The sequence below is a fragment of the Lentimicrobium saccharophilum genome (assembly GCF_001192835.1).
GTDB lineage: Bacteria > Bacteroidota > Bacteroidia > Bacteroidales > Lentimicrobiaceae > Lentimicrobium > Lentimicrobium saccharophilum.
On sequence record NZ_DF968182.1, the window covers coordinates 1286224 to 1310200 of the forward strand.

Genomic DNA, 23977 nt, shown 5'->3' on the forward strand with positions numbered 1-23977 from the left:
ATCTATGTACTCAGGAGCATCAAACTTTGTTACAACAACCGATACAGCGTTTGCCGTAATTATCGGCATATCGGTAATTTTTCTGGTCGGAATCACGGCAACCATGCTTTGGTTCGTTTATCGCTACAATAAAAAAAGGAATCCGGTTGCCACACAGATTCACGGGAGTAATACCCTTGAAATCGTCTGGACAGTTATCCCGACCATCCTGGTCCTGATTATGTTTTTCTATGGCTGGTCAGGCTACTCTCCAATGAAAAAGGCGCCGGAAGATGCCATGAAGGTCAGGGCAACAGCCAGGATGTGGTCATGGCTTTTCGAATATGAAAACGGCATAAAGACTGACACACTCTATATCCCTGTCAATAAAGCCGTCGCTCTTGACCTGATTTCCGTTGACGTGATTCACAGCCTCTATATTCCCGCATTCAGGGTGAAAGAGGATATGGTACCCGGTAAAACCAATAAAATGTGGTTTATCGGGCAAAAGGAAGGGGATTATGAATTATTCTGCACAGAATACTGCGGACTTTCTCATTCTTATATGTTTACAGAAGTTAAAGTTCTCCCCCAGCCGGAATTTGATGACTGGTATGCGGCCATGGCTGACACCTCAAAGCAGTCAGCTGTAGCAGCCAAACCCGGGGCTGCCGGAAAACGGCTTGTACAGATAAACGGATGCCTTGCCTGTCATTCCGCCGACGGTACCAAGCTGATCGGCCCCACCTTCAAAGGCCTCTATGGCAAGGCCCATACGGTAATAACAGGAAATTCGGAACGCGAAATTGTTGCGGATGATGACTATATCATCAAATCTATTTATGAGCCAAACGAAGATGTAGTCAAAGGTTATGTTAAGGGTCAGATGATCTCATACAAAGAGCAACTGAGCGAAGAGGACATCGCCCATATTATTGAATATCTGAAGACACTTGAATGATTGAAAAAGCATATTCACGTTATGCTGCCCTCTCTCGTCTGTGTAAATTCAGAATTTCCTTACCGGTAGCTCTCACAACCTTTACCGGTTACCTGATTGGAATGGGGGGAATCGCTCCGGAAATAATCTTTCCGGTAAGCGGCGTATTTTTACTTGCAAGTGCCGCCTCTGCCCTGAATCAGATTCAGGAATACAAAACAGACCTGCTGATGCCGCGAACGCGCAGCAGGCCCATCCCTGCCGGCGAAATCAGCCGGAAAGCTGCGATGGCCTGGACGATTTTCTTTGCTGTCGCCGGCACCGCTATACTCTGGTACTTTTCAGGATGGTTGCCGGCTTTTTTGGGATTACTCACCTTTGTCTGGTACAACGGCATCTACACCCCCCTGAAACGCATTACCGCATTTGCGGCTGTTCCCGGCGGCGTGGTTGGCGCCCTGCCCCCGGTAATCGGATGGGTGGCAGGAGGAGGCGACATTGCCCACCCTGCCGCATTCGCCCTTGCCATGTTCTTCTTTATCGGACAAGTACCTCACTTTTGGTTGCTGCTCCTGCGGTTTGGGGAACAATACGAAATGGCCGGCATCAAATCACTCACTTCCCGGCTATCACATGTACAGATACGTCGCCTTACCTTCATTTGGATTGTTGCCACGGCAGTGTCGGCCATGCTATTGCCGGGGTTTTATGCATTCCATCATGAAATATCCGCCTGGGCCGTGTGGATACTCTCAGGACTCCTGGTGGCTGTGTTTGTAAAACTGCTTAAACCTTCACTGGAATCGGTGAGGTTCAAATCATCCTTTTTACTGATCAACCTCTACTATCTTCTGATCATGGTAACCTTCGGCCTGGATGTATTGATCTGACAATTGCCGTAAAGCAGAGATCTGTGTTCCATCCGGTAACGCAGCAGGTAAATAACCAGCGCCAGGGAGAGGAAAAGAAAAACCACCTGTAAAACTGCAGCTAAAGGCGGCGCCTCATCAGGCCAAAACCAGCCAGGTAAAACCATTGGAGGCGGATACCGGAAAAAACGCGGGACCGCCTGTAAATCACCAACTTCTATAAATTTACATCCCCAGTGACTTCATTGCTTCATACACCAGAAACGCAGGCCACACCAGGGCTTTGAGAAAACCAAGCACACCCATCCAGAAACCGGTGGCATGCGAAATAAAATAAACTGCTGCGCCAATCAGCCCTAATCCGTAAATGGCTCCGGAAGGACCGCTTTCATGCATCTGAGTCTTTGCCATAAGATAACCGTTTTATATTATAAAATTAGATGAATTTACTATGCGGATTACAAACATTACCAGAAAGTAAATCCTGAACTGAGTATTTCCGGATGCATAAAATTGTCTACATAAAAAAGTGTTCCCCAACCTCAAAACCAGGATTCTCCCCGGTAATTCATATCAGCAAAAAAGACCCGGCCGTTGTCAGCTAGCAAAAAAAGGGGGCCGGAAGCCCCCATTAAAACATGGTAAACGGTCTTCTATCTTTCAACGGTAATGTCCTTAACCTCATCAACGGTAATCAGTTTACCGTCATTGCCAAAATTCTTTAATACATAATTGATCACGGCAACCGCATCTTCATGATTATCCAGCTGAGGCGGCATGGGTGCGGGATAACTTACAGTACCGCCTGAAGCTACTTTCTCTGAACCATTCAACACCTGGGCCACAGCCATTCTGGTGTTGTTCAGCAGGAAGTCAGAGCCGGTAAGAGAAGGAAATACATTGGGAAGACCCTGACCATCAGCCTGGTGACAGGCAAAGCACTTCTCCTTATAAATCTGCTCTCCGCGTGCCAGCTGTACTGCAGGATCCACGGTTTCTTCAACCTGAGCAGACTCTGTGGTACCTTTCTGTCCTCCGCCACCACAGGCGGTGATCATTACGATCCCGAAAACCGATGCTAAACTTGCGATAAGTAAACTTTTTGCTTTCATAATATTTGGTTTAGTAAATTGTAAAGTTAAGAATAAAGAACAACAATCAGCCTTTCAGGGCTGCTTTTATCTGTAAATTAACAAAAAAGGCTGAACCCGAAGGTAACAGCCTCTTAAACGATCCACCCGGAAAGTTTTAATTCAATGGTGTATAGACTATAGATAATAACTCACCGGACTTACCGGGGATTACCGGACATTTATCAACAATGGTGGTCATCGCATCTTCCGGGATATTCGCCGTAACGGTAACTTTCAGGTTACCACAGTTACAACCGGTGTATTCTGCCATGAACCTGTTTGAAATCCAGACACCCTGATTAAACTCATTTACCCCCTGATATTCATACACATATCTGTTTCTCAGGGCAATATTATTCAAATAATCGCAGGCATATTTAAACCTTTCCTGGGTGGCAACCGTAGTATACTTGTAATTGACCCCGTTTTCATCGAAATCGTAAATATGGGCCACATTTGACCTGTTTTTGTTTTCTGATCTGTGGCAATAGAATACCAATCTGTTGGGAAATGATGAAACATCCCATGATTCATCGGGATTTTCGTTATTCCACCTGGCATATTCCATTTTTATAATGGTGCTGTCAAGCCCTAGCATCAGGCCCGGAGCTTTTGCTTTTATTTTACTTACAGGCTTCACTTGCCCGAAACACAAAAGCAGGGAAAGTATAAAACCAGATAAAAGAATGACTTTTTTCATAACGGTCCGGGTTAAAATTCAAGTTAAATGAATTGGTAAAAAAACCGGACCAGATAAATCTGGCATGACAACCGGTCCGGTTTTCTATGTTACAAAAATACACCCGGATATGGTCTTGTGCAATCCGTCAAAATACTACTTTTACGGGCACCGGAGATAAAACAGACCGTAAGTAGAAATACCCATAAGTCAGTATCTAAAGGCAATGCATAAGAAAAATCCGGGAAACTGATTCGTTAGCCCGGATAATACAACACGGTAACAATGCTTAAAGTTCGTCAGCCTGCAAAAAACGCACTTCATTCAGGCAACGGATGGAACGGTCCGAAAAATAATCAGCGGCCGGATACAGCAGAAACGCCCCCTGGGTTTTTATGCCGTACATCGGAACAATGAGCACTTCGGCCTGATCGTTCCGGTTAAATATTTCGCTGTAGGTAAACACGGCACGATAACCGTCAGGAGCCGAAACCAGCACCATTCCGGTCATCAGGTTCTGTTTTGATACAGGATAAAGGTCAGCGGTAAAATCCTTGAACATCACCCCGGCAAAAGGCGTTGTGCCGTGAATACCGGTACCCCTTCCATAAAAAACAGCGCCATACGAAACCATGTCACCGGTCAGTTTGCCTTCTTCAATGGTTCTGAGCAGCTTGTCACCGGCTTTGAACTGAAGTTCCGGTGCATACATATCAGGTATATTCCGGTCAATCTTAAATGCGATTTTCGAAGAGCGTACGGTGATTTTCACCGGATTGCTGATATTGCGTTCCGTGTATAGATCAGAAGCCACCACGAGTTTTGAATCTACCGGGAGTGGCCAGAGTTCTTTGGTTTTTGAAGGTACGATCCTGCGCACAGCAGCAGCAATGATGATCTCATGCCTGTGGATCGGATAATACAACTCACCCCAGCTGAGCACTACTTTTTGCCCGGAAGCATTTTCTACCTCCACAAAAAGATCAATGATGGGCGGAAACTCCGCTTCATTCTTTTTTTTCAGGATCGCAGCATTCAGGATATCGTAAAGCGAATAGCCCTCATAAAGATAGGCTCCGGTAAATTTCCCGTTTTCGCCTTCCAGCAGGGTCTCTTTTACGATCACCTCCCTGCGCTTCAGCGCTGAAAAATCAACCTCTCCGGGATTTGCCACCTCGCCGGCTATTACAACTTTGCTCATTTTAAGTTCATTCAAGGGGGCATCGTCATAAAAATCGTTGGTCTGTGCCTGCAAAAGACCGGTGAAAATCATTGCAATTGCTGTGATTATAATTCTTCTCATATCAGATGTTTTGTTTAAGGTGATTAAGATTCATGTTAAAAGAACCAGGCGGTATCCGGATGTTGTCAGAAACCAGCTTCCAGACCTGCTGTAATAAACCGTCCGGGCCCTACGTTAAATTTGCTGTCGTAGATTTTTTCGTCAAACAGGTTCTGCAGGTTCAGCGAGACTTTAAGGTGTTTGCCGACGGGCCTCCAGAACCTCAGATCAAGGGTTGGGTATCCCGGATATTTGTCCCGGTTTAAAATTTCATCCACGGTATTCTGATCATTTATATAAGCAGCCCCTGTATACCGGAATGAGGCTCCGGCATTGACAAACCTGTTTGTCCAGATCAGTCCTGCGTTGATGATGTGACGGGGTACGTCCGTCATGGTTTTGCCGGCAAGATCAATGGTATCATTTGCGGCGATCTTGACATAATCCAGTATTTCAGCGCTGGCAAAGGCGTATCCGGAATAGAAGGTAACAGCCGGTGTGATTTCAATATTTACGGATAATTCAGCGCCATAGATTTCCACTTCGCTGATATTGGCCCTGATAAGAATCGGACGTTCCCCGAAACCCATATCAATGGTCTGTCCGTTGGTTACATAGTACTGAAAATCGCTCCCCCTCGAATAATATGCGGAAGCTTCGAGGGATATACCATTGAGCGGGCCGTTGGCAAAAGGCCTCAGGTCGATGCCGGCCTCAAAATTATTAAGATACTCGGGCCTGAGGTCAGGACTGGCCACTTTGAAACCGCCTTTAATCCGGCCGCTGCGGCACATATCATCAAGCACTGCCGGCCTGAATCCCCTGGAATAACCTGCATAAACCCGGCCCTGCTCATTCCAGCGGTAATGAGCCGAAATACGCGGACTTACAGCGCTGCGTGTATGTGTGGGCATGGCCTTGTTCTGGTATGCTTCCATAAAGAACGACTCCTGTGTGGGCGCTTCCGTGTAAAATAAGCCATCATAGAAACGCGCAATATCGTAACGCACCCCGGCAAGAATGCGCACCCTGTCATTGAACAGGCCGATTTCATCCTGGGCAAACATTGACCAGGTGTTCATTTTCCCCGCATTGTAAATGATATCTGTAGAAGTGTAATACTTGTCATAAGCATCCACACTTCCGTTGCGCAGGTCGAAACCTCCCGTCAGTTTATGATTTTTGCCCAGTTCACGCGTAACCGTGGTAAGCCAGCCAAAATCCCTTCTGGTACTGAGCACCTCATACCAGGTGTAATCATCTTTGAGATACTCATTAACCTTTTTGTAGTCCTCATTCAGGAAATAAGCGGAGGAGTGCAGGGTGTAACTACCCAGGTAGCCTTTATAATTCAGGGTGATTCCGTAAGAGTCGTGGTCCGTGGTATTGCCCCGCGGCTGAAACACCTTTTCTCCGGTTCCGCGATTGTCGTTGTAATAACTGAGGCTGGCCCCGATGCTGTGCCTGCTCCCGATGTTGTAGTTCGTTCTGAACGAAGCCCCCCCTTCACGCAGGTCGCTTTTTACAATGTAAGGGTTGGCCTGCTGCTCGGCATCCGGCTGGGTGATATAGCCGTCGCTGGCACGGTAAAAGGTGTTCGCCGTCCAGGTCCAGGAATTGCCGGGTTGTTTAACTTTGATCGCTCCCCCGGCATTTAATCTCCCGCCCATAGTGTTGAATGATCCATATGATAAGCCGGCGTTGACAAACAGCTTCTCAACTGATTTTTTTGTGATGATATTGATGATTCCGCCCATGGCATTCCCTCCATAGATGGCAGAGCCGGCGCCTTTGGTCACTTCCACTTTCTCAATCTGCGCGGCATCAATCATGTTCCAGTCGAAACCGCCCCCATCGCTTTTATTCATCGGAATGCCATCCACCAGTATCAGCACCCTTCCCTGCTCCTTGCCACTCATTCCGCGCATGGTAACCGTAGCTTTGGTACTGAAGATTCCGAATGAACGGCCGTAATTCACCCCCGGAACAACCTTCAGCACCTCATCAACGCTTTGAAGCGGAAGGGCCTGCATTTTGGCCGGGCCAACCTGTTCTATCCTTACCGGGGTATTGGCGATCCTGCTATCGGTACGGGTCGCTGAAACCACAAAGGTTTCCATATCGGTGGTCGCGGGTGAAAGCAGGATGCGGAGACCAGTTGCATCTGCGGCAAAACGCCCGCGAAAGGTCTGATATCCAAGGAAACTGATGGTAAGGGTTACAGAATCCCCTTGTAAAGTACATAACCTGAAAGCCCCGTCCTTATCAGTAGTGGTGCCTTTCCCGGCCTTCACCAGTATGCTTGCTCCCGGCAATGGCGAGAGACTCGCGGCATCGAGCACGCGGCCTCCGAGGCAGGGCTGGGCAATTATACTTTCGGCGGATAACAGCAGGGCGGCAAAGGCCCAGATCATATATCGGTTTCTCATTTTTAAGAAAAATTATTGCTGAATCTTGATTTCGAGCAGCATGGTCCCTTGTTCATGCTCATCGGCCAGAACAATTTTAAGCAGGCCGTATTTACCCTGCTGGGTCTTGAAAGGGATTACCTTGCCTGAATAGGCATATTTGCAGTTACCGCTCACTTTCGTGGGATTGTAACCTGTGACCAGTAAGCTGTCATTTACCGCAGCGTCAAAAGCCGCCGGAGAAATCAGGTCGTTATCTGAAGTATTGTAGTCGAAGAGGGTTGAATTCTTCTCAGGCCAGTTATTGATCAACGGATAATATCCTACCACCGAGGTGTATCCGGGACAGGTAAGCGAAGGCGATGGCAATCCGGAAGTAAAATAGAAGTAAGGAACAATATCAATGGTACTCTCTTTGCCTGCGACGGAAACGTCATCGTAAACCAGACCCAGGTCGGCATCGAGGTATGAAGGGGAAGTGAAATTCTGCTGCATACCCAGCACTAAATCAGCATAGTGGCGGATCGGCCCGTAACTGGTACCGGCCCCTTTGCGCACCACGATACTGGCAGTGGCGGTATCACGGTCGGCATTCATCACCAGCACCCGCCAAACCTCTGAAGCGGCCTGACCCTTCGGAAAACTGAAGTCGGCATCGAAGCCCTCATTGCCGGCATATATCCCCTTATCAAGCTGAACAGTCGTATCATTGCCCGTAATGCGTTCAATGCGCAGGTACGTGAGCGGAGACCCGCTTCCGGAAGCAAGTACGCCGATATTGATCTTGCCGCCAGGGGAGACTTCCTCGCCCGGAGCCGTATAGGCACTCCCGGATTTCAGAATGACCGAAGCACTGTTGATTTCCTCTTCCTGGCTGCAGGAAGCCAGAAAAAATGAACTTACCGAAAACAAACAAAACTGCAGGGCCAGAATAAAGCCCCGCAGTTTCAACAAAGATTTTGTATCCATTTACTGTTTCTGAATTTTAACGGCTATTTCAAGGGTACCGGTTTCCTCTCCCGAAACTGCAATCACCTTGATCAGACCATACAAACCCGACTGGATCTTAATGGCATATACATCACCGGCGGTCAGCACACTGGCTTTTTTACGAGCCTCGTCTGCATTATAAGCATCGATGATAACTGCGTCATTCTCAATAGCATCGAACTGGGCAGCGGTGAGTTCGGTTTTAAAGAAGTTGGTCAGGTTTTTGGTGGTATAATTATCGGGTGAAGAAGCGCCTTCGAAAACTCCGGTAATGTTCGATCCGGGGGAGCCCAGTGACATCATGTTCTGATGTGACACCGTGTTCTCAAAAAAGCAGAAAATGTCGATTTTCTCCTGATTCTGGAAAGCGGTAGCCTGGAAATATTTCGTTGCCTGATTTTCGCTGAATGAAAGGAAACTCTCGGCATCAACATTATCCTGTGCACCCATCAGAATGGTGGTGTAGGCGTTGATCGGCCCGAATTCTCCGGTAATGGTGATGGTTTCTTCTTTTTTGTTGCCGGCGATATCGGTGGCTGTGAATACCCAAACCTCCTGATCGGCAATACTTTTCGTTGTATAAAAATTAAACACAAAGCTCTGGGTATTGATGGTAGAATCGAGCAATACCTGATCGTTGGCTTTGATTCCGAATTTTACAATATTGTCGGTTCCGTTGCCCTGAAGGATAATCCCGAACCTGAGGGTGTCTCCGTATGAAGCAGTAACATCACCGGTAACAAAACCCGCTTGCTGGTTGAAAGCAATTGCCGGGGGAACCGGCTCGTCTTCCTCTTTGGTACAACTGCTGAACATCAGTCCTGACAACAGGGCAAATCCGCATACAATAAGTAGTCTTTTCATGGATGGTGGTTGGTTTAATCGTTGTGAATAAAATTTCATATCGCAGGCAAAAATAGCAGGTGTTTTCCGATTATCAAACCTGTTCGTGAATTTAGAAGGATTCTAAAGACCGGAAATATATGCCATCAATGAAATACAAGAAGAATCAGAATTATTATCTCAGGTAACCCTGTTAATTCCCAGACAAGTGTTAACGCTTGCCAGGTCCTCAGGGCGGTCGGTCATCACCAGCAGGTTATCACCCGGTTCAATGATGGTAGTTCCCTTGGGGGTAATGTATTTTTTATTCCGCTCGATCATAACGATCAGCGCGGTTTGCGGAAACCCAACTTCTACCAGGGGTTTACCCGCTGCACTGCAATCTTCGGGCACTGTAATTTCAACCAGTTCGTTGTGAAATCCTTCGGTAAGATCAAGCTCCAGCGGATATTTCTTTTTAGGCGGTTCCCACCGATACAGTCCAAGCCAGCGGGCGACAGGGGCCAGCGTTGTTCCCTGAACGGCAACAGAAGTCAACACAACAAAGAAAACAATGTTGAAGATCATTTCGGCATTGGGTAAACCCGCCATCAGGGGAAATATCGCAAAAATAATAGGCACAGCCCCCCTGAGTCCGACCCAGGATATCAGCAATTTCTCACGGATCTGCATCTTAAAGAAAGAGAGACTCAGAAACACGCTTAAAGGGCGGGCGACAAAAATAAGCGCGAAAGATACCAGCAACCCGATTCCGATCACCGGAATAATTCTGGATGGATAGACGAGAAGTCCAAGTGCCAGGAACATAATGATCTGCATCAACCATGCCTGGCCATCGAAAAACTTCAGGATACTGCGTTTGTGGATAAAACTGTGGTTGCCAAGAATCACTCCTGCAATGTAGATGGCAAGAAAACCATTTCCTTTGAGAAACGCGGCCAGCGAATAGATCAGCAGCACCATCCCAATAATCAGCACAGGATAAAGGCCATCATAGTCAAGGTGAATGTGGTTAAGCACCCATACCATCAGCCGGCCCAGCAGGGTACCAACCAGGCCTCCAAGACTCATTTGCATCAAAAAAGACAATACACCTTCCCAAATGCTTGTATCCGGAACCAGCAGCAATTGTGTCAGGGTTATGGTAAGGAAGAAAGCCATGGGGTCGTTGCTGCCCGATTCCAGTTCAAGCAAAGGCCTCAGCCGCTTTTTCAGTCCAAGGTTCTTGGAGCGGAGTATTGAAAATACTGCAGCCGCATCGGTAGAAGAGATAATAGCGCCCAGAAGAAGTCCTTCAACAAGCGAAAAATCAGTAAGTTGCCAAACAATCAATCCGACCGTTGCAGCGGTTAACAATACACCGGCAGTCGACAGGATAAGCCCCTTGAACAGAACGGGCTTCACACTTTCCCACCGGGTGTCAAGACCTCCGGAAAACAAAATGATGATCAGGGCAAAAACACCAAGCAACTGAACCAGTGCGGTATTTGAAAAATCAATACCTCCGGGCCCGTCAGTGCCTGCAAGCATACCGATCAGCAGAAAGAGGAGCAAAGAAGGAACCCCGAGTCTCCCGCTTGTTTTACTGGCTACAATACTGAGAAGGAGCAGAATAGCTGCTGTAAGAATCAGGTAATCTATACTTATTGCGGTCAACATTTCTTCATTATGAAGCATTCAATATAAAATCCAAAGTAAAGAAAATTTGCTGAAAATTGATTGCACTTCTCTTCAGATACCCTTAAAAACAAACGGATTAATTGTCAGCACACAAACAATCCCTCTTTTGAACAATCGGATTATCAGATGTGTTCAGTTATCATTCCCGGACAGGCACAGTACTTTCACATCAGCGACCTGTCCTATATAATATAAACTCCATATCTGTCGTTATGAAAACCATTTCCTTAATAATCGCTTTCGCAGCGTCCCTGAGTTTACTTACTTTCTGCGCACAAAAAGAGGTGCGTATTGAACAGAGTCAATCAGCAACCGCCGACACCAGCATGGAGGCCATGCTCGCCCACGGAAAATACCTCGTTACCATCAGCGGATGCCATGATTGCCATTCTCCCAAAAAAATGGGTCCGAACGGCCCGGAGCTCATCGATTCCCTGTTATTGTCGGGATACCCATCCGGCCGGCCGGTCAGGGAAGCAGATGCTGATGCTGTAAAGCAGGGGTGGGCACTTATGAACGAGGACCTTACCATGGCTGCGGGCCCCTGGGGTGTATCTTTCGCCGCCAACATAACATCTGACGAAACGGGTATCGGAACCTGGACGGAAGAACAGTTCAGCAAAGCCCTGAAACAGGGTTGGTATAAAGGGATTGAAGGAGGCAGAAAGCTGCTTCCACCCATGCCATGGCAGAATTTCACAGAGATGAAAGATGAAGACGTCAGGGCGATGTATCTGTATCTCAAAAGCACCAGGCCGGTCAGAAATATTGTCCCTTCGCCTGTGGCTCCCCGGCTTTAAGCATTCACTTCCGGACTGGCAAATCCGGTTTCCCTTTTACGGCATTCCATCAGTGCAGCCGGTTCGGTAATGGACCGGATGCTGTTGCTTTTTAATTGAGTATCTGAGAAAATCATTACAGGTATTTGTTTGACCCCTAATCCATTCTGAAAAATGATCAGACCCGCAATCGATTGCATAAATATTTGTGTATCAGTCGCTTGAATTATGAGTATTTTTGCAGATTCAATCTGTTCCCAAATTCCGGCCAAGATGAAAAACGATAATCACACCACTGCTTTTGCCGAATCCGGCCGCTCATTGACAGCCCGGGACCTGATCCGGTACATCAACCTGAAGCTGGCGACCATGGGTCAGCCGGTATTCGACGACCAGCAGGCCACCGGCATAGAAACTCCCCTGGCAGATCCTGACTTTCTGGATCTCACATCAAATCTTGTAAATATTTACCGAAGCCGTACGCGACTGATTGCCGATGTTTATTCTCCGGTTGACAGGCGCATTCAGGCTTTTATCAACAGCTATCTCGAAGATCTCAGGCTGCCTGAAGTCCCCAGGCTGCCAGCCAACACCCTGGTAAGTGACAAACCCGGGGTTGCGCGGATGCTGAGTCTTCCTCCCCACGAAAACCATTACAGCAGCGAGCTGCTTGACTCATACCGCATCCGGCAGGGGGTGTTGCACAATCCGCGGAACGACCGCCGGACCACCCAGGGCTCCTTTCATATCGTGGAAGGCGGGCTTCCGGTTCCGCCCGACAAGATTGAAGTTCCAAAAATCACCTGGGCAAAATTCCTGGAATCTGCCTTTAATCCACCTGCCGCGCTCAACCGCCTTCCTTTCACATCTGCCCAGGAAAAGCAGGCGGAAGTATTCGTCTCCCTGCTCCTCCGTCCGGTGGTTTGCCCCGAAGTGAAAGGGGTGCTGAAACGCAAAACCATGGAAGTCCGTTTTTTTGCACCTGGCAGCCTGGTTGCCAACATCGACTTTGTGGAATCCATCTTCGGGAATGCCGGCAACCCGTCGAATCCGGCCTGTGATGCGGCCTTGGATCCGGAAAGCTGGACCGGCCATACAGGATGCATCGTGCTGGCCCCGCAATTGACGACATTGACGAAGAAAGCACTGGGTCTTCCCCATTACGACGAGGCCACTGAACGTCAGCGCCGCGACGGAGTATGCTGGAAAGATGAAAACGAACTCTACAACGGCGGACAGGCCTTTAAGATTACCTGCCGTGACGAACGCGGGGTGGTAATCACCCTGATCGCGGATAATTATTTCGGTTATTCCAAAAAAGAGATCAAGACTCAGATCAGCTATAGTGCCAACCTGTTTGGCCTGGTTGAAGAAGAGCATTCCGGAGGGGCCATCGCCTTCAGGAGAAAAAATATTGGCTCGAACTTCAACGGAGCGTTATTTATGAAAAACCGGCTGAAAAAGTCTTTCTATTTTTCTGAAGTGGTTGAAAAGTTCGGTCCACTGATGCACCTGAAACCTGAGGGTTATGGTGTAGACAAAAAATTCGGAAATATCATATACATTCCCGAGGATACGGAAATAGACCTCTACAAAGGCACAGTCCGGTGGAATTACAAAGGCAGCAGTCAAACCATCCCGCTGAGACCCGGGCATTACTATATTTATCCGTCAGGCCACAAGCTGCATATGGAAAAACATCCTTCAGCGCCCTCGTGGCGGCTGGTGAGCACCCATGCCCGTGGCACATTCTGTCACAAGCCCAGCACAGTTTCGGGAGGCGGAAAGTCAGAGATCTCCAAATCCCTGCTTAACGCCATTATTTACGGGTCTTTCTTTGTGGATAATTTTGATCGGGATATGAAAGCGGCCGATGAAATCATCCGCCGGGACTTTTCGGGAAGGTGGAAGAATCCTGAAGAGCACAGTGCGATTTCACGCCCCCTTCTTTCACCTGACCGTACGCTTGGTTCGGTGATCAAACTGCTGAATCCTTCATCCCAGTATACTGATGAGTACAATGATTTCGTCAGGTCGATACCGGCGCATGTCAAAGCGCTGGTTTTCTATGTAAAGCGCTTTTACCGGCCGGAGCGCACCAGTGACGACTGGAAGGAATTCTTCTCCACCGACGTTATCAACGGACGCAAAGGCCATGAACTGCTTTTCAGCAACCGCAAGTTGAGCGCAAGCTACCTCAGGGTGGGTTTTGCAGCCGACAATTCATGGTACCTTCATAAATTACGTTCCGACTTCATTGCCGCAGCCAAAATTCAGATGGAAGATGACATTACCGCTTCAGTCACCCTGCCGGTAAAGCATCTTAAATACCTTAACCCCGACTACACAAATCCCAGCGTTAAGATCACGGAAAACTGCGAAAGCAAGTTCTTCCAGCGACCCGATGAAGCCATTCACAGAGGTTACGACAAAGAAACCGAGGCAGACCTGTCACAGCGCAACAACTTCTGCAGCAATTACCAGCCATTGACTTCTGAAGACGGCAAACGTCTGATTGAAGATGCCATCAACTTTGACCGTTATACCCGTCCCATTCAGAAACTGATTATAGAAGGCAGTAATGACAGTACGGGGAACTATTTTATCACGCCTTCGCATCCAAGAATTGTTAATGGTGCACCTTCCAAAAATCCCCGATACCTTCAGATCAGGCCCGACCTGGTAAATCCCATAGATGATCATCTGGCAGAGGTCGGCATGCGGTTTTCGATGCGCATTCCCCTTTCCGAGCAGATTTACAATCCCATCCATGCCGTATTGCCGGGCCGGCGCAACAATCCGCCTGATCCTGCAGGCAATATCCGAGGGCTGAGTGTTTACGGCCCCATCCACTACCAGGAACTGCCGGAGTTGTTTATGGACTATATCTGCAGCCTGACCGGTAAATCACCGTCAACAACCGGTGCCGGTTCGGAGGGCGCGCTCACCAAAGGGCCTTTCAACATGCTGAGCCCTGTAACTGACCTGAACAATGCCCTGCTGAGCTACATCCTGACCGGATATAACGCTTTTTCGTCGGCTGCCGGGTTTATCGGTACCAAATCAAGGTTCGACCATGATATCTCCCTGCTGATTCCTGAATTATGGAGCCGCATGGAAGTTAAAGACCGGGATCCTGAAAAACTCATTGAAGAAGGATCACTCGAAAAACTGGAAGATTTTGATTACAAGGGCAAAAAAGTGCTTGCTTCACGCTTGGGTTACAGAATTACGGAAAATTTCACTTTCAGCTACCTGAAAAGCATTTTTGATGAACCTCAGGCTGTGTTCAATGAATTGATGCTTCGGCCTGAAAAACAGGACATGGACGCCTTCGTTGACGGAATCAACAATATTGTGGAAGCTCAGCAAAGGGTGGCCCGGGAATATTTTGAGGATGGGAGCGTTGAAGCTGCCATTCCCCCGCTGAAAGCCCTGCTCCATATCATGGCATGGGGAAGTTACGAAGGCAAAACAGCTGAACATCCGGATGTAAGAGGACTTTTTGACAGGGAATACGTGCTGAATTCAATCTGGTATCATGAAAGACTCCAGCGCAAACAGCAGATCGATATCAACTTTCTGGACAAGAGCCTGACCTACCTCAGGCATTTTACTGCACAGGGGATCAATGCCGAGTATATTGAAGCCCTGGACCTTAATGAAAGAATCAGCAATATTGAAAAGGAGCTGGAATTTATCAGTTCAGACGCCTATATTGAATTCCTCACAGGAACCATCGGTGCAGACCCGCTTTTCAGAAAACAGGAGCAACCGGACAACGTGAATGCATGAAATACCGTGAATCTTCTGTTCCAAACGGCACATGATTATTCCTTGATCAACACCGGAAGGTATTTGCGATCGTCTGGTTCCGGAAAGGATCATTCACTGGCCTTCTGCCTGGTCCCTGAAGGCCAGTGTCATATTTACGGACCGCCAGGTTTCACCGCTTTTGCTGAGTATTGACGATTTCAGCGGGTTACGGACGAAGCCTGCCTTTTCGTAACAATGAATGGCCGGGAGGTTCCAATCATAAACATTCAGTTCTATTTGATGAAATCCGAACTCCTCCCGGCAGATACGTACCAACTCTCCGACAAGTTCCTGGCCGAGTCCCCTTCCGCGTTGTCCGGGGTCCGCGATTAAAAGACGGCATAGCTTTCCGCGGGTAGCTGAAAGACGATAAATCTCGGCATGCCCGAGCGGTTTGCCTGAAATGCAGTCCATTACTACATAAGGGAACCTGCTGCTCTCAGCAAGGTATTGCTCAAGCTGAAAGTTATTCAGGGGATATTGAAAAACAGGACCGGCAAACTGATACAACAGCTGTTCGTTGTCGATCCACGCGATCAGCCTTGCAAAATCACGCCTTTCGAAAGGCCTGAGGCAAATATTTTTCATCTTATTACATGCTGAATAAGCGAAATCAGGTCTGCAATTCCCTGTAAATAATCCGTTTTTCTCAGGATAATATTTATCCGGAATTAACCGGGATAAAGATAAATAATCCGGTTTCATGGCACGTGGCATTTTCAGGATATGAAGCAATGCCTCGGTTCTCCGGTTGAACACTTCTGCTGATTCGCTGTTTAAGAACCGATGTTCAACAAAGATCAGGGTAATTTCCGTGTAAGCATTAATTCCATGAAAAAGGCACTGGCCATTTTATTGCTCTTACCGTCGCTCTGGCTGATCACCAACGGGTTGATCAACCGGCATTTACACAGAATGCCGTCGGGACTGATTGTAGAACATGCCCACCCTTTCAAAAGCACCGGAAACACACCTCTACAGAAACATTCGCATTCAGAGGAAGAATATTTTTATTTCGATCAGATAACAACCCTGCAAACCTTAATCATCGTCGCCATCACTATTCTGATGGCAACCGTTTTAATCATGCCGTTAAGGATTGAAAAAAAATCTGATGATGTTTTACAGTTTTTCAATCCCGTTTACCGTTTGCGCCCTCCTCCAGTTATTTTATAAAGTCTGAATTCACAGTTAAAGCTTCCCGGCACTTTCCAGAATTTAACATGATCAGGAATCCTTGCCTGAAATGCCATAACAGAAAATTTTTGCATAATTAACAGTGCAGCTCTCATTCTCTGAAATACATAAGAGCTGGTACTAACGGATTCAGACTTCTTGCCTTGTTGCCAAAATAAAAAAATTACAATTCCTTACAATTTTTCTAACTGAATGAAAATTAAGACAATCAACTTATCCCTGTTTTTACTGCAATGGACAGCAATTTTTGCCCAGTCAGATGCCACGCTATTCGGACATGTTGTGGATGAAACCGGCACGCATATCCCGTTTGTCAACCTCGTCATAAAAGACTCCCGAATCGGTACAGCCACTGATATTACGGGGCATTACATGATGAATAACATTCCTCCCGGAACTCACACCCTTATGATTCAGCACGTCGGGCACAAAACCAAAGAAATGGAATTTACCATTTCGAAGCGGGAAAGCAAAGAGTTTGACATTACTCTTGAGACAGTTACCGTCGCCCTGGAACAGGTAGTGATCAGCGGCAGCCTGAAGGAACAGTCGCTGCGCGATTCACCGGTAAAAATTGAAGTCCTTGGAGCCGCTTTCCTCCGGAAAACCCCATCCAACAACCTGATGCAGTCCATTGGCATGATCAATGGGGTACAGCAGGTAACTGCCTGCGGGGTATGCGGCACCAACGAGATTCGCATCAACGGGCTCGAAGGTTCCAACACAGCGGTGCTGATTGACGGCATGCCCATCATGGGAGCGCTGGCATCGGTCTACGGGCTGAACGGCATCCCCAACGCCCTGATTGAACGGGTTGAAGTAATCAAAGGAGCCTCCTCAACACTTTACGGTTCCGAAGCCATTGGCGGCATCATCAATATCATCACCAGCAGCGCGGAAACGGCACCCAGATTTTTTTTCAATACCAACTGGAGTAACCTCGGCGACCGGAATGCCGATATCGGGTTCTCGCCCTTTCGCGGACGAAAATTTGACGCCCTTTTCAGTGGAAGCATCCATACAATGGAACGCTTTACCGATCTTAATAAAGACAACTTTGCCGACAAAGTCATCATCAGCCCTTCCGTATCGCTCTTCAACAAATGGAGTTTTCAGCGGCCTGCCGGAAAAACTGCCTCATTTGCCGTAAAATTCTACCATGAAAACAGGGCTGGCGGAACTCAGGAATTTCTGGGTGCATATAATTTCAAACCTGACAGTAAAGTCCGGGGAAGTGACAGCCTTTACGGCGAGACCATTTTCACAAACCGTTATGAACTGACGGGATCATACAGTCTTCCGGGAAGTGCCGGTTTGCGGCTGGATATTTCGCAGAGCGGACACTGGCATGACAGCTGGTATGGAACAACCTTTTACAAGGGCGAGCAACACATCAGTTTTGCAAACCTCATCTGGTTGACCAATGCCGGGGAGAGACATAGTATTACTTCAGGATTTACCGCCCGTTACCAGGTTTATGACGACAACACACCGGTAACCGCCTCCGGCAGAGACAAACAGTTTATACCGGGCATCTTTGTGCAGGATGATATCAGGATCAACACAAAGACAAATCTGCTGGCCGGAGCACGTTTGGATCATCACAACAGGCACGGACTGGTCTTTTCACCACGGCTCAGCGCTAAATATGAACTTTCCGGGAATACGATATTCAGGATAAACAGCGGCACCGGTTTCCGCACGGTGAATATATTTACCGAAGACCATGCCGCCCTTTCAGGATTCCGTGAGGTCGTGATCAGCGAAAACCTTAAACCGGAGCAATCCTGGAATGTCTCGATCAGTCTGAATCAGACAATCAATCGCCTGGTAGGGCGCTGGGTTGTGCTGGATGCCGACCTGTTCTACACCCGCTTCAGCAATAAAATCCTGGCTGACTATGATACTGATACGGAGAAAATCATTTACCGCAACCTTCCCGACGGTGATTATGCCGTAAGCCGCGGGGTGGCTGTTTCAGCCAATGGGAGAATCAACGGATTTTTTACCTGGTCAGCCGGATTTACCTGGCAGGATGTGTTTGCGGTGAGCAATACCGGATCAGAAAAAACCGGAAAAGAAGCCCAGCCGTTAAGTCCTGAATTCACAGGCAACTGGTTGTTGAGCTGGGATGCCAGGAAAATCAGAACCACCGTGGACCTGACCGGAACTTTTACCGGAAAAATGCTGTTACCGACAGTTGATCCTGAAGTGGTGAACGATGATCGCCTGTCAAAACCATACAGCCTCATCAACTTACTGGTAAATTACAACCTCAACCAGAGTGTAAGGGTTTATGTAGGGATAAATAATATTCTCGACTGGCGGCAGAACCGCAATCCGGTCATCAACTGGCAGTCTCCGTTTTCGGATGACTTCGATGCCGCCAATGTATACGGGCCGCTTTATGGCAGAACCGTCATGATGGGGATAAGATTGCTGATGTAGGCGAAACTCCGGCACGGCAGTATTCCCGTTCCAAGGTGCAACAATCCGCTTAACCTGATTGTTAAGTAAAAAAAACAGCTTATATGGAAAAGCCCAGCAATACCCTCAAAAAGATTTACCATCCCTCGAAGGAAGTAAAAAAAAGAGCAAATGTAAAGGACTATGAACCCCTGTATCAGGAATCGATCAGCAACCGGGAAGATTTCTGGGCAAAAGAGGCCAAACGGCTGGAATGGTTCAGGAAGTGGGACAAAGTCCTTGATGCATCCAATCACCCTTTTTATGAGTGGTTTCAGGGTGGGCGCATCAACATCGTACACAACGCGCTCGACCGGCACCAGAAAAACGCCACCCGCAATAAATTGGCCATAATCTGGGAGGGGGAGCCGGGCGATCTGCGCACTTTCTCCTATCACGCGCTCCACCGGGAAGTTTCGCGGTTTGCCAATGTCCTTAAATCTATGGGAGCCAGGCCGGGTGAAGTGATTACCATTTACATGCCGCAAATTCCTGAAACAGTTATAGCCATGCTGGCCTGTGCCAAAATCGGCGCCATTCACAGCGTGGTTTACGGAGGATTCAGCGTGGAAGCGCTGGCTGAGCGTATCGAAGACGCCAACAGCCGCATACTGGTTACTGCCGACGGAGGATTCAGACGCGGAAAAGCTGTCGGGCTGAAGAGCATCGCCAATGAAGCGATGAAACGATCACCGACCATCGAAGTCTGCATTACCGTGAAACGTACCGGTGAAGAATGCTATATGGAGAATGACCGTGATTTCTGGTATCACGACCTGATGTCGATGCCGCTGGCTTGTTCCGATTGCGCTACGGTGGAAACCGATGCTGAAGACCCGTTGTTTATACTCTATACTTCCGGCACTACCGGGAAACCCAAAGGCCTGGTCCACACCCACGGGGGATACGCGGTATATACCGCATCCACATTCAGGTATGTTTTCGACATAAAACCGGAGGATCGCTTCTGGTGTGCTGCCGATCCCGGCTGGGTGACCGGACACAGCTACATGGTTTACGGCCCGCTTATCAACGGGGCCACCATGATGATGTACGAAGGCGCCCCTAACCACCCTTACCCTAACCGTTGGTGGCAGATGATTGAAAAATACGGCATCAACATATTATACACCTCACCTACCGCCATTCGCGGCCTTATGCGTTTTGGTCCATCGTGGGCCGACCGGCACAACCTGAGTTCTCTGCGGCTGCTTGGATCCGTAGGTGAACCCATCAACCCCGAAGCCTGGAAATGGTATTACGAGGTAATCGGCAAAGGCCGGTGCCCCATTATGGACACCTGGTGGCAGACGGAAACCGGTGGTCATATGATCACCCCGCTTCCCGTGATACCGCTGAAACCGGGATCTGCCACCAAACCCTTCTTCGGCAACGAAATGGCCATAGTGGACGACAGGGGCAATGAAGTAAAAACCGGGGAAGAAGGCAACCTAGTCATCAAAAACCCATGGCCGGGAATGGCCCGGACCATTCTGGGCGATCCGGATCGTTTTGTGGAAAAATACTGGGAAAAATATAGTGAACAGAAATGGTATCTGGCAGGCGATTCGGCAAGAAAGGATGAAGACGGATATTACTGGATTATCGGAAGGATTGACGATGTAATCAAGGTAAGCGGCTACCGTTTGGGATCCGCCGAAATTGAAAGCGCCCTGGTAAGCCATCCGGCAGTGACCGAAGCTGCAGCCATCGCGCTGCCCGATGAATTGCGCGGCAATATCATTCACACTACCGTGGTCCTGCGACAGGGAGTGGAAGCCGGTGATAAACTGTCAGAAGAACTTAAAGCTCATGTTGAGCACGAAATCGGCCCCATTGCCCGTCCGGCATTTGTCGTGTTTACGGATGCCCTGCCTAAAACAAGAAGCGGAAAAATTATGCGCCGCGTGCTGAAAGCCAGGGCGCTAGGACAGGATACCGGCGACTTAAGTACCCTGGAAGAGTAGTTTCCTGACAAATACTTCTTCCTTTAACCTCCCTGGTTTCCGGGAATATCACCTCTCCCGGACAGCCGGACTTTCTTCTTTGCAGACCGGACAAATATGAGTCTTCACAAACCATGTTTATTAAATCTTCTTAAAAGCTTAAACAAAAAATCAGTATATTCGTTAACCCAATACCAAAAACACGGCCGGCTGGCTGATTGATGATATAAATACCGATTGGATGAACGGGATTCTGGTTTATTTGCTGATATTGCTTATTGCTGCATTATTGTCGCCCGTCATAATTCAAAGGGGTGGCAGGCATGCTGCATGGCTGCTCGGGCTGATCTCGGCAGCTGGCTTTGCCATGTTTCTCACTTATGCACCTCTTACCTCTGCAGGTGAAGAACTTTCCCTGACCATCAACTGGTTGCCGGAACTTTATCTTAATTTCTCGCTCTACCTCGACGGGCTTTCGCTGTTTTTTGCCCTGCTCATCACAGGCATGGGAGCGCTGGTGCTGGTATTTGCCGGCAAATATATGCAGCCCTATCCGCTCAGGCACCGGTTCTTCTTCCTGATTCTGCTGTTTGAATTTGCCATGCTGGCGTTGGTAATTTCGGGCAACCTGTTTACCATGTTTATTTTCTGGGAACTCACCAGTGTAAGCTCATTTCTTCTGGTGGGATTCAGCCATGAGAAACCCGAAGCCCGCAACGCTGCCCTTCAGGCATTGCTTATAACCGTTGCCGGCGGTCTGGCGATGATGGCAGGCTTTATCATACTGGGGCAGGCAGCCGGGACACTTGAAATCCCCCTCCTGCTGAAATCAGGAGATATCATCCGCAATCACCCGCACTACCTTCCGGCCCTGCTGCTCATCCTGGCAGGCGCTTTCACCAAATCAGCACAATTCCCTTTCCATTTCTGGCTTCCCGGGGCCATGCAGGCCCCTTCGCCGGTAAGCGCGTTTCTGCATTCTGCTACCATGGTCAAGGCAGGCATTTATCTGCTGATGCGCCTGAGCCCGGTTATGGGCGGCACCCCTGAATGGAAATATATTCTTACCATTACCGGAGCCATAACTATGCTGCTGGGTGGATATTTCGCCTATTCGCAGACCGACTTCAAAAAAGTGCTTGCCTACACTACCATCAGCGCGTTGGGAATTCTGGTGCTGATGCTGGGAATTGATACGGACATCTCGATCAAGGCAGCCATCATATTCCTGCTTGTACATGCCCTTTATAAAGGCGCTCTCTTTATGATTGCCGGGCTGATCGACAAATCTGCCGGCTCGCGCGATCTGCGGAAACTTGGCGGGTTGTTCAGGGTAATGCCAGTAGCCGCTGTTGCGGCCATTATAAGCCTGCTGAGTATGGCCGGGCTTCCGCCCATGATCGGATTCATAGGTAAAGAACTGATTTATGAAGCGAAAATCGGATTGCCTGACATCGGCAATTTCCTGCTGCTGGCCGGTGTGCTTACCAATGTGATTATGGTCGCCATCTCCCTGGCCCTGATTTTTAACCTTTTTCTCGGTCCGCTGAAATACCCCGGGGAAAAACCTAATCGTCCTGCACTGGCGCTCAGGATAGGACCAATGATCCTGGCGTTCATCAGCCTGATCTTCGGGCTGTTTCCATCAACCGTAGCCGGCCTGCTTCTCCGGCCGGCCATCACATCCATCAGGCCGGGCATCGACACCCTCAAGCTGGCATTGTGGCACGGCTTTAATGAAGTCCTGCTTGTGAGTTTTATCACCGTTGCTGCCGGCGTTGCCCTTTTCCTGCTTTACCGGAAGGTAAATCCCGCCCTCACCCGCTTCAACAACGAGGTAATTACGTTCAGATTTGCCGATGCATTCAACAAAGGGCTCGATTTCTTCCTTTCACTGACCAAAAAGAAAACCGCCCTGGTGCAAAGCGGCTATCAGCGCTATTATCTTATTGCCATCTTCATCATGACCTCTGCACTGGCCTGGTATCAGATAACTTATACCTGGAATGAACCAGCGTTTACGATAATTTCCCCGCCGGGCATTTATGAATTACTGATCGTTGCCCTGATTGTTGCATCAACCTTGTTTGCCACCCTGGCCAGATCGCGGCTGGCGGCCATTCTTTCGCTCGGAACAACCGGCTATGGCATTGCCTTGCTTTTCATTATTTACGGCGCAATCGACGTGGCTATTACCATGATACTTGCCGAAACGCTGGTGCTTGTTTTATTTATGGCGGTAATCTACCACCTGCCGAAATTCACCAACTTTTCTTCAAAAATGACGCGCCTGCGCGATGCAGTTATTGCATTATCTGCAGGGGGATTTATGACAGGTCTGGTACTGAAGGCCGGACAGATAAACCTTAATCCCAAAATATCGGAATTCTATAACGAAAATGCCCTTTCGATGGCACATGGCAAAAACACCGTCAACGTCATACTGGTTGACTTCAGGGCGCTGGATACGCTCGGTGAAATTACCGTACTTGTGATCGCTGCCATCGGTGTTACCGCATTATTGAAACTCATAACAAAGAAAGGGAGCGCAACATGAGGTCACATCTGCTGCAAATGGCGGCTTCCAGGATACTTCCCGTCACAATGATTCTGTCCCTTCTGGTATTTTACCGCGGGCACAACGATCCCGGGGGAGGTTTTATCGGAGGATTGATGGCCGCAGCCGGATTTGTATTTTATGCCCTGGCTTTCGATACCCGGGAAGCAGAGAAAAAACTCAGGGTCAGCCCGATGATGCTGATTGCTTCCGGCCTCTCCGTTGCCTTTATCAGTACCCTTCCGGCTCTCTTTGCGGGCAACCCCTTCTTTACAGGTGAATGGATCAGCATCAGCTTACCCTTCTCAGCAAAACTGAAACTGGGAACACCCATGCTCTTTGATTTCGGCGTTTACCTTACAGTATGGGGGATTATGCTCACCGTCATTTTTAACATTATGGAGGAATAACCA

18 protein-coding genes are annotated in these 23977 nt (G+C 48.4%); 9 read left to right on the top strand and 9 right to left on the bottom strand.

Annotation, left to right across the window (positions count from 1 at the left end):
- The first annotated feature begins 4 nt into the window (after positions 1 to 4).
- Complete coding sequence (gene coxB, locus TBC1_RS04685) at positions 5 to 940, top strand: cytochrome c oxidase subunit II (protein ID WP_062039192.1); 936 nt, start codon at positions 5 to 7, stop codon at positions 938 to 940.
- Positions 937 to 1809 carry a protoheme IX farnesyltransferase gene (locus TBC1_RS04690; protein WP_062039194.1) on the top strand — a complete coding sequence of 291 codons (873 nt, stop codon included), beginning with the start codon at positions 937 to 939 and terminating at the stop codon, positions 1807 to 1809. Before coxB ends, TBC1_RS04690 begins: the two co-directional genes overlap by 4 nt.
- 204 nt (positions 1810 to 2013) lie before the next feature.
- On the opposite strand, the gene TBC1_RS04695 is transcribed toward TBC1_RS04690, so the two are convergent.
- The 8 genes from TBC1_RS04695 to TBC1_RS04730 form a co-directional block, all read right to left on the bottom strand.
- Positions 2014 to 2199 (bottom strand): hypothetical protein, encoded by a 186-nt coding sequence (locus tag TBC1_RS04695; protein ID WP_062039200.1) that lies wholly within the window; start codon positions 2197 to 2199, stop codon positions 2014 to 2016.
- Between the two features lie 242 nt (positions 2200 to 2441).
- Positions 2442 to 2900: a c-type cytochrome gene (locus TBC1_RS04700; RefSeq protein ID WP_062039202.1), complete on the bottom strand. Its 459-nt coding sequence runs from the start codon at positions 2898 to 2900 to the stop codon at positions 2442 to 2444.
- Positions 2901 to 3036: 136 nt separating this feature from the next.
- On the bottom strand, positions 3037 to 3621 hold the full coding sequence (locus TBC1_RS04705) for a hypothetical protein (RefSeq protein WP_062039204.1): 585 nt from the start codon (positions 3619 to 3621) through the stop codon (positions 3037 to 3039).
- A 268-nt stretch (positions 3622 to 3889) separates the two neighbouring features.
- Complete coding sequence (locus tag TBC1_RS04710; RefSeq protein WP_062039205.1) at positions 3890 to 4903, bottom strand: hypothetical protein; 1014 nt, start codon at positions 4901 to 4903, stop codon at positions 3890 to 3892.
- Between the two features lie 65 nt (positions 4904 to 4968).
- Entirely contained in the window at positions 4969 to 7311 is a 2343-nt protein-coding gene (locus TBC1_RS04715) for a TonB-dependent receptor (RefSeq protein ID WP_082189480.1), read from the bottom strand.
- A gap of 12 nt (positions 7312 to 7323) precedes the next feature.
- Complete coding sequence (locus TBC1_RS04720) at positions 7324 to 8259, bottom strand: hypothetical protein (RefSeq protein WP_062039209.1); 936 nt, start codon at positions 8257 to 8259, stop codon at positions 7324 to 7326.
- Positions 8260 to 9144, bottom strand: a complete 885-nt coding sequence (locus tag TBC1_RS04725) for a hypothetical protein (protein WP_062039211.1) — start codon at positions 9142 to 9144, stop codon at positions 8260 to 8262. It abuts the gene before it with no gap.
- 159 nt (positions 9145 to 9303) lie between these two features.
- Complete coding sequence (locus TBC1_RS04730) at positions 9304 to 10782, bottom strand: potassium/proton antiporter (protein WP_062042781.1); 1479 nt, start codon at positions 10780 to 10782, stop codon at positions 9304 to 9306.
- A 233-nt stretch (positions 10783 to 11015) separates the two neighbouring features.
- Here TBC1_RS04730 and TBC1_RS04735 point away from each other — a divergent pair, with 233 nt between their 5' ends.
- Positions 11016 to 11603 carry a c-type cytochrome gene (locus tag TBC1_RS04735; protein WP_062039216.1) on the top strand — a complete coding sequence of 196 codons (588 nt, stop codon included), beginning with the start codon at positions 11016 to 11018 and terminating at the stop codon, positions 11601 to 11603.
- Positions 11604 to 11855: 252 nt separating this feature from the next.
- On the top strand, positions 11856 to 15377 hold the full coding sequence (locus TBC1_RS04745) for a hypothetical protein (protein WP_062039222.1): 3522 nt from the start codon (positions 11856 to 11858) through the stop codon (positions 15375 to 15377).
- A gap of 93 nt (positions 15378 to 15470) precedes the next feature.
- Here TBC1_RS04745 and TBC1_RS04750 read toward each other — a convergent pair whose 3' ends face one another.
- The gene (locus TBC1_RS04750) at positions 15471 to 15986 is read right to left on the bottom strand and encodes a GNAT family N-acetyltransferase (protein WP_172668826.1); all 516 of its coding nucleotides are present in this window, start codon (positions 15984 to 15986) and stop codon (positions 15471 to 15473) included.
- Between the two features lie 243 nt (positions 15987 to 16229).
- Between TBC1_RS04750 and TBC1_RS04755 the strand changes: the two genes are divergently transcribed.
- The 5 genes from TBC1_RS04755 (at position 16230) to TBC1_RS04775 (ending at position 23974) form a co-directional block, all read left to right on the top strand.
- The gene (locus tag TBC1_RS04755) at positions 16230 to 16574 is read left to right on the top strand and encodes a hypothetical protein (protein WP_172668827.1); all 345 of its coding nucleotides are present in this window, start codon (positions 16230 to 16232) and stop codon (positions 16572 to 16574) included.
- 213 nt (positions 16575 to 16787) lie between these two features.
- Complete coding sequence (locus tag TBC1_RS04760) at positions 16788 to 19043, top strand: TonB-dependent receptor (protein ID WP_062039231.1); 2256 nt, start codon at positions 16788 to 16790, stop codon at positions 19041 to 19043.
- An 83-nt stretch (positions 19044 to 19126) separates the two neighbouring features.
- Positions 19127 to 21028, top strand: coding sequence for an acetate--CoA ligase (gene acs, locus TBC1_RS04765; RefSeq protein WP_062039234.1), 1902 nt, complete (start codon positions 19127 to 19129; stop codon positions 21026 to 21028).
- 220 nt (positions 21029 to 21248) lie between these two features.
- A complete protein-coding gene (gene mbhE, locus TBC1_RS04770; protein WP_062039238.1) occupies positions 21249 to 23564 on the top strand; it encodes a hydrogen gas-evolving membrane-bound hydrogenase subunit E in 2316 nt (771 codons plus the stop codon).
- A complete protein-coding gene (locus TBC1_RS04775; protein ID WP_062039241.1) occupies positions 23561 to 23974 on the top strand; it encodes a Na+/H+ antiporter subunit B in 414 nt (137 codons plus the stop codon). Before mbhE ends, TBC1_RS04775 begins: the two co-directional genes overlap by 4 nt.
- Positions 23975 to 23977 lie beyond the last annotated feature (3 nt).

What these genes read in the sequence shown, in the direction of transcription:
- TBC1_RS04730 (WP_062042781.1), bottom strand. Translation starts at nt 10,782, where the DNA reads ATGTTGACCGCAATAAGTATAGATTACCTGATTCTTACAGCAGCTATT.
- TBC1_RS04725 (WP_062039211.1), bottom strand. Translation starts at nt 9,144, where the DNA reads ATGAAAAGACTACTTATTGTATGCGGATTTGCCCTGTTGTCAGGACTG.
- TBC1_RS04755 (WP_172668827.1), top strand. Translation starts at nt 16,230, where the DNA reads ATGAAAAAGGCACTGGCCATTTTATTGCTCTTACCGTCGCTCTGGCTG.
- TBC1_RS04695 (WP_062039200.1), bottom strand. Translation starts at nt 2,199, where the DNA reads ATGGCAAAGACTCAGATGCATGAAAGCGGTCCTTCCGGAGCCATTTAC.
- mbhE (WP_062039238.1), top strand. Translation starts at nt 21,249, where the DNA reads ATGAACGGGATTCTGGTTTATTTGCTGATATTGCTTATTGCTGCATTA.
- TBC1_RS04690 (WP_062039194.1), top strand. Translation starts at nt 937, where the DNA reads ATGATTGAAAAAGCATATTCACGTTATGCTGCCCTCTCTCGTCTGTGT.
- TBC1_RS04750 (WP_172668826.1), bottom strand. Translation starts at nt 15,986, where the DNA reads ATGAAAAATATTTGCCTCAGGCCTTTCGAAAGGCGTGATTTTGCAAGG.
- TBC1_RS04745 (WP_062039222.1), top strand. Translation starts at nt 11,856, where the DNA reads ATGAAAAACGATAATCACACCACTGCTTTTGCCGAATCCGGCCGCTCA.
- TBC1_RS04760 (WP_062039231.1), top strand. Translation starts at nt 16,788, where the DNA reads ATGAAAATTAAGACAATCAACTTATCCCTGTTTTTACTGCAATGGACA.
- coxB (WP_062039192.1), top strand. Translation starts at nt 5, where the DNA reads ATGTACTCAGGAGCATCAAACTTTGTTACAACAACCGATACAGCGTTT.
- acs (WP_062039234.1), top strand. Translation starts at nt 19,127, where the DNA reads ATGGAAAAGCCCAGCAATACCCTCAAAAAGATTTACCATCCCTCGAAG.
- TBC1_RS04705 (WP_062039204.1), bottom strand. Translation starts at nt 3,621, where the DNA reads ATGAAAAAAGTCATTCTTTTATCTGGTTTTATACTTTCCCTGCTTTTG.
- TBC1_RS04700 (WP_062039202.1), bottom strand. Translation starts at nt 2,900, where the DNA reads ATGAAAGCAAAAAGTTTACTTATCGCAAGTTTAGCATCGGTTTTCGGG.
- TBC1_RS04735 (WP_062039216.1), top strand. Translation starts at nt 11,016, where the DNA reads ATGAAAACCATTTCCTTAATAATCGCTTTCGCAGCGTCCCTGAGTTTA.
- TBC1_RS04775 (WP_062039241.1), top strand. Translation starts at nt 23,561, where the DNA reads ATGAGGTCACATCTGCTGCAAATGGCGGCTTCCAGGATACTTCCCGTC.
- TBC1_RS04715 (WP_082189480.1), bottom strand. Translation starts at nt 7,311, where the DNA reads ATGAGAAACCGATATATGATCTGGGCCTTTGCCGCCCTGCTGTTATCC.
- TBC1_RS04710 (WP_062039205.1), bottom strand. Translation starts at nt 4,903, where the DNA reads ATGAGAAGAATTATAATCACAGCAATTGCAATGATTTTCACCGGTCTT.
- TBC1_RS04720 (WP_062039209.1), bottom strand. Translation starts at nt 8,259, where the DNA reads ATGGATACAAAATCTTTGTTGAAACTGCGGGGCTTTATTCTGGCCCTG.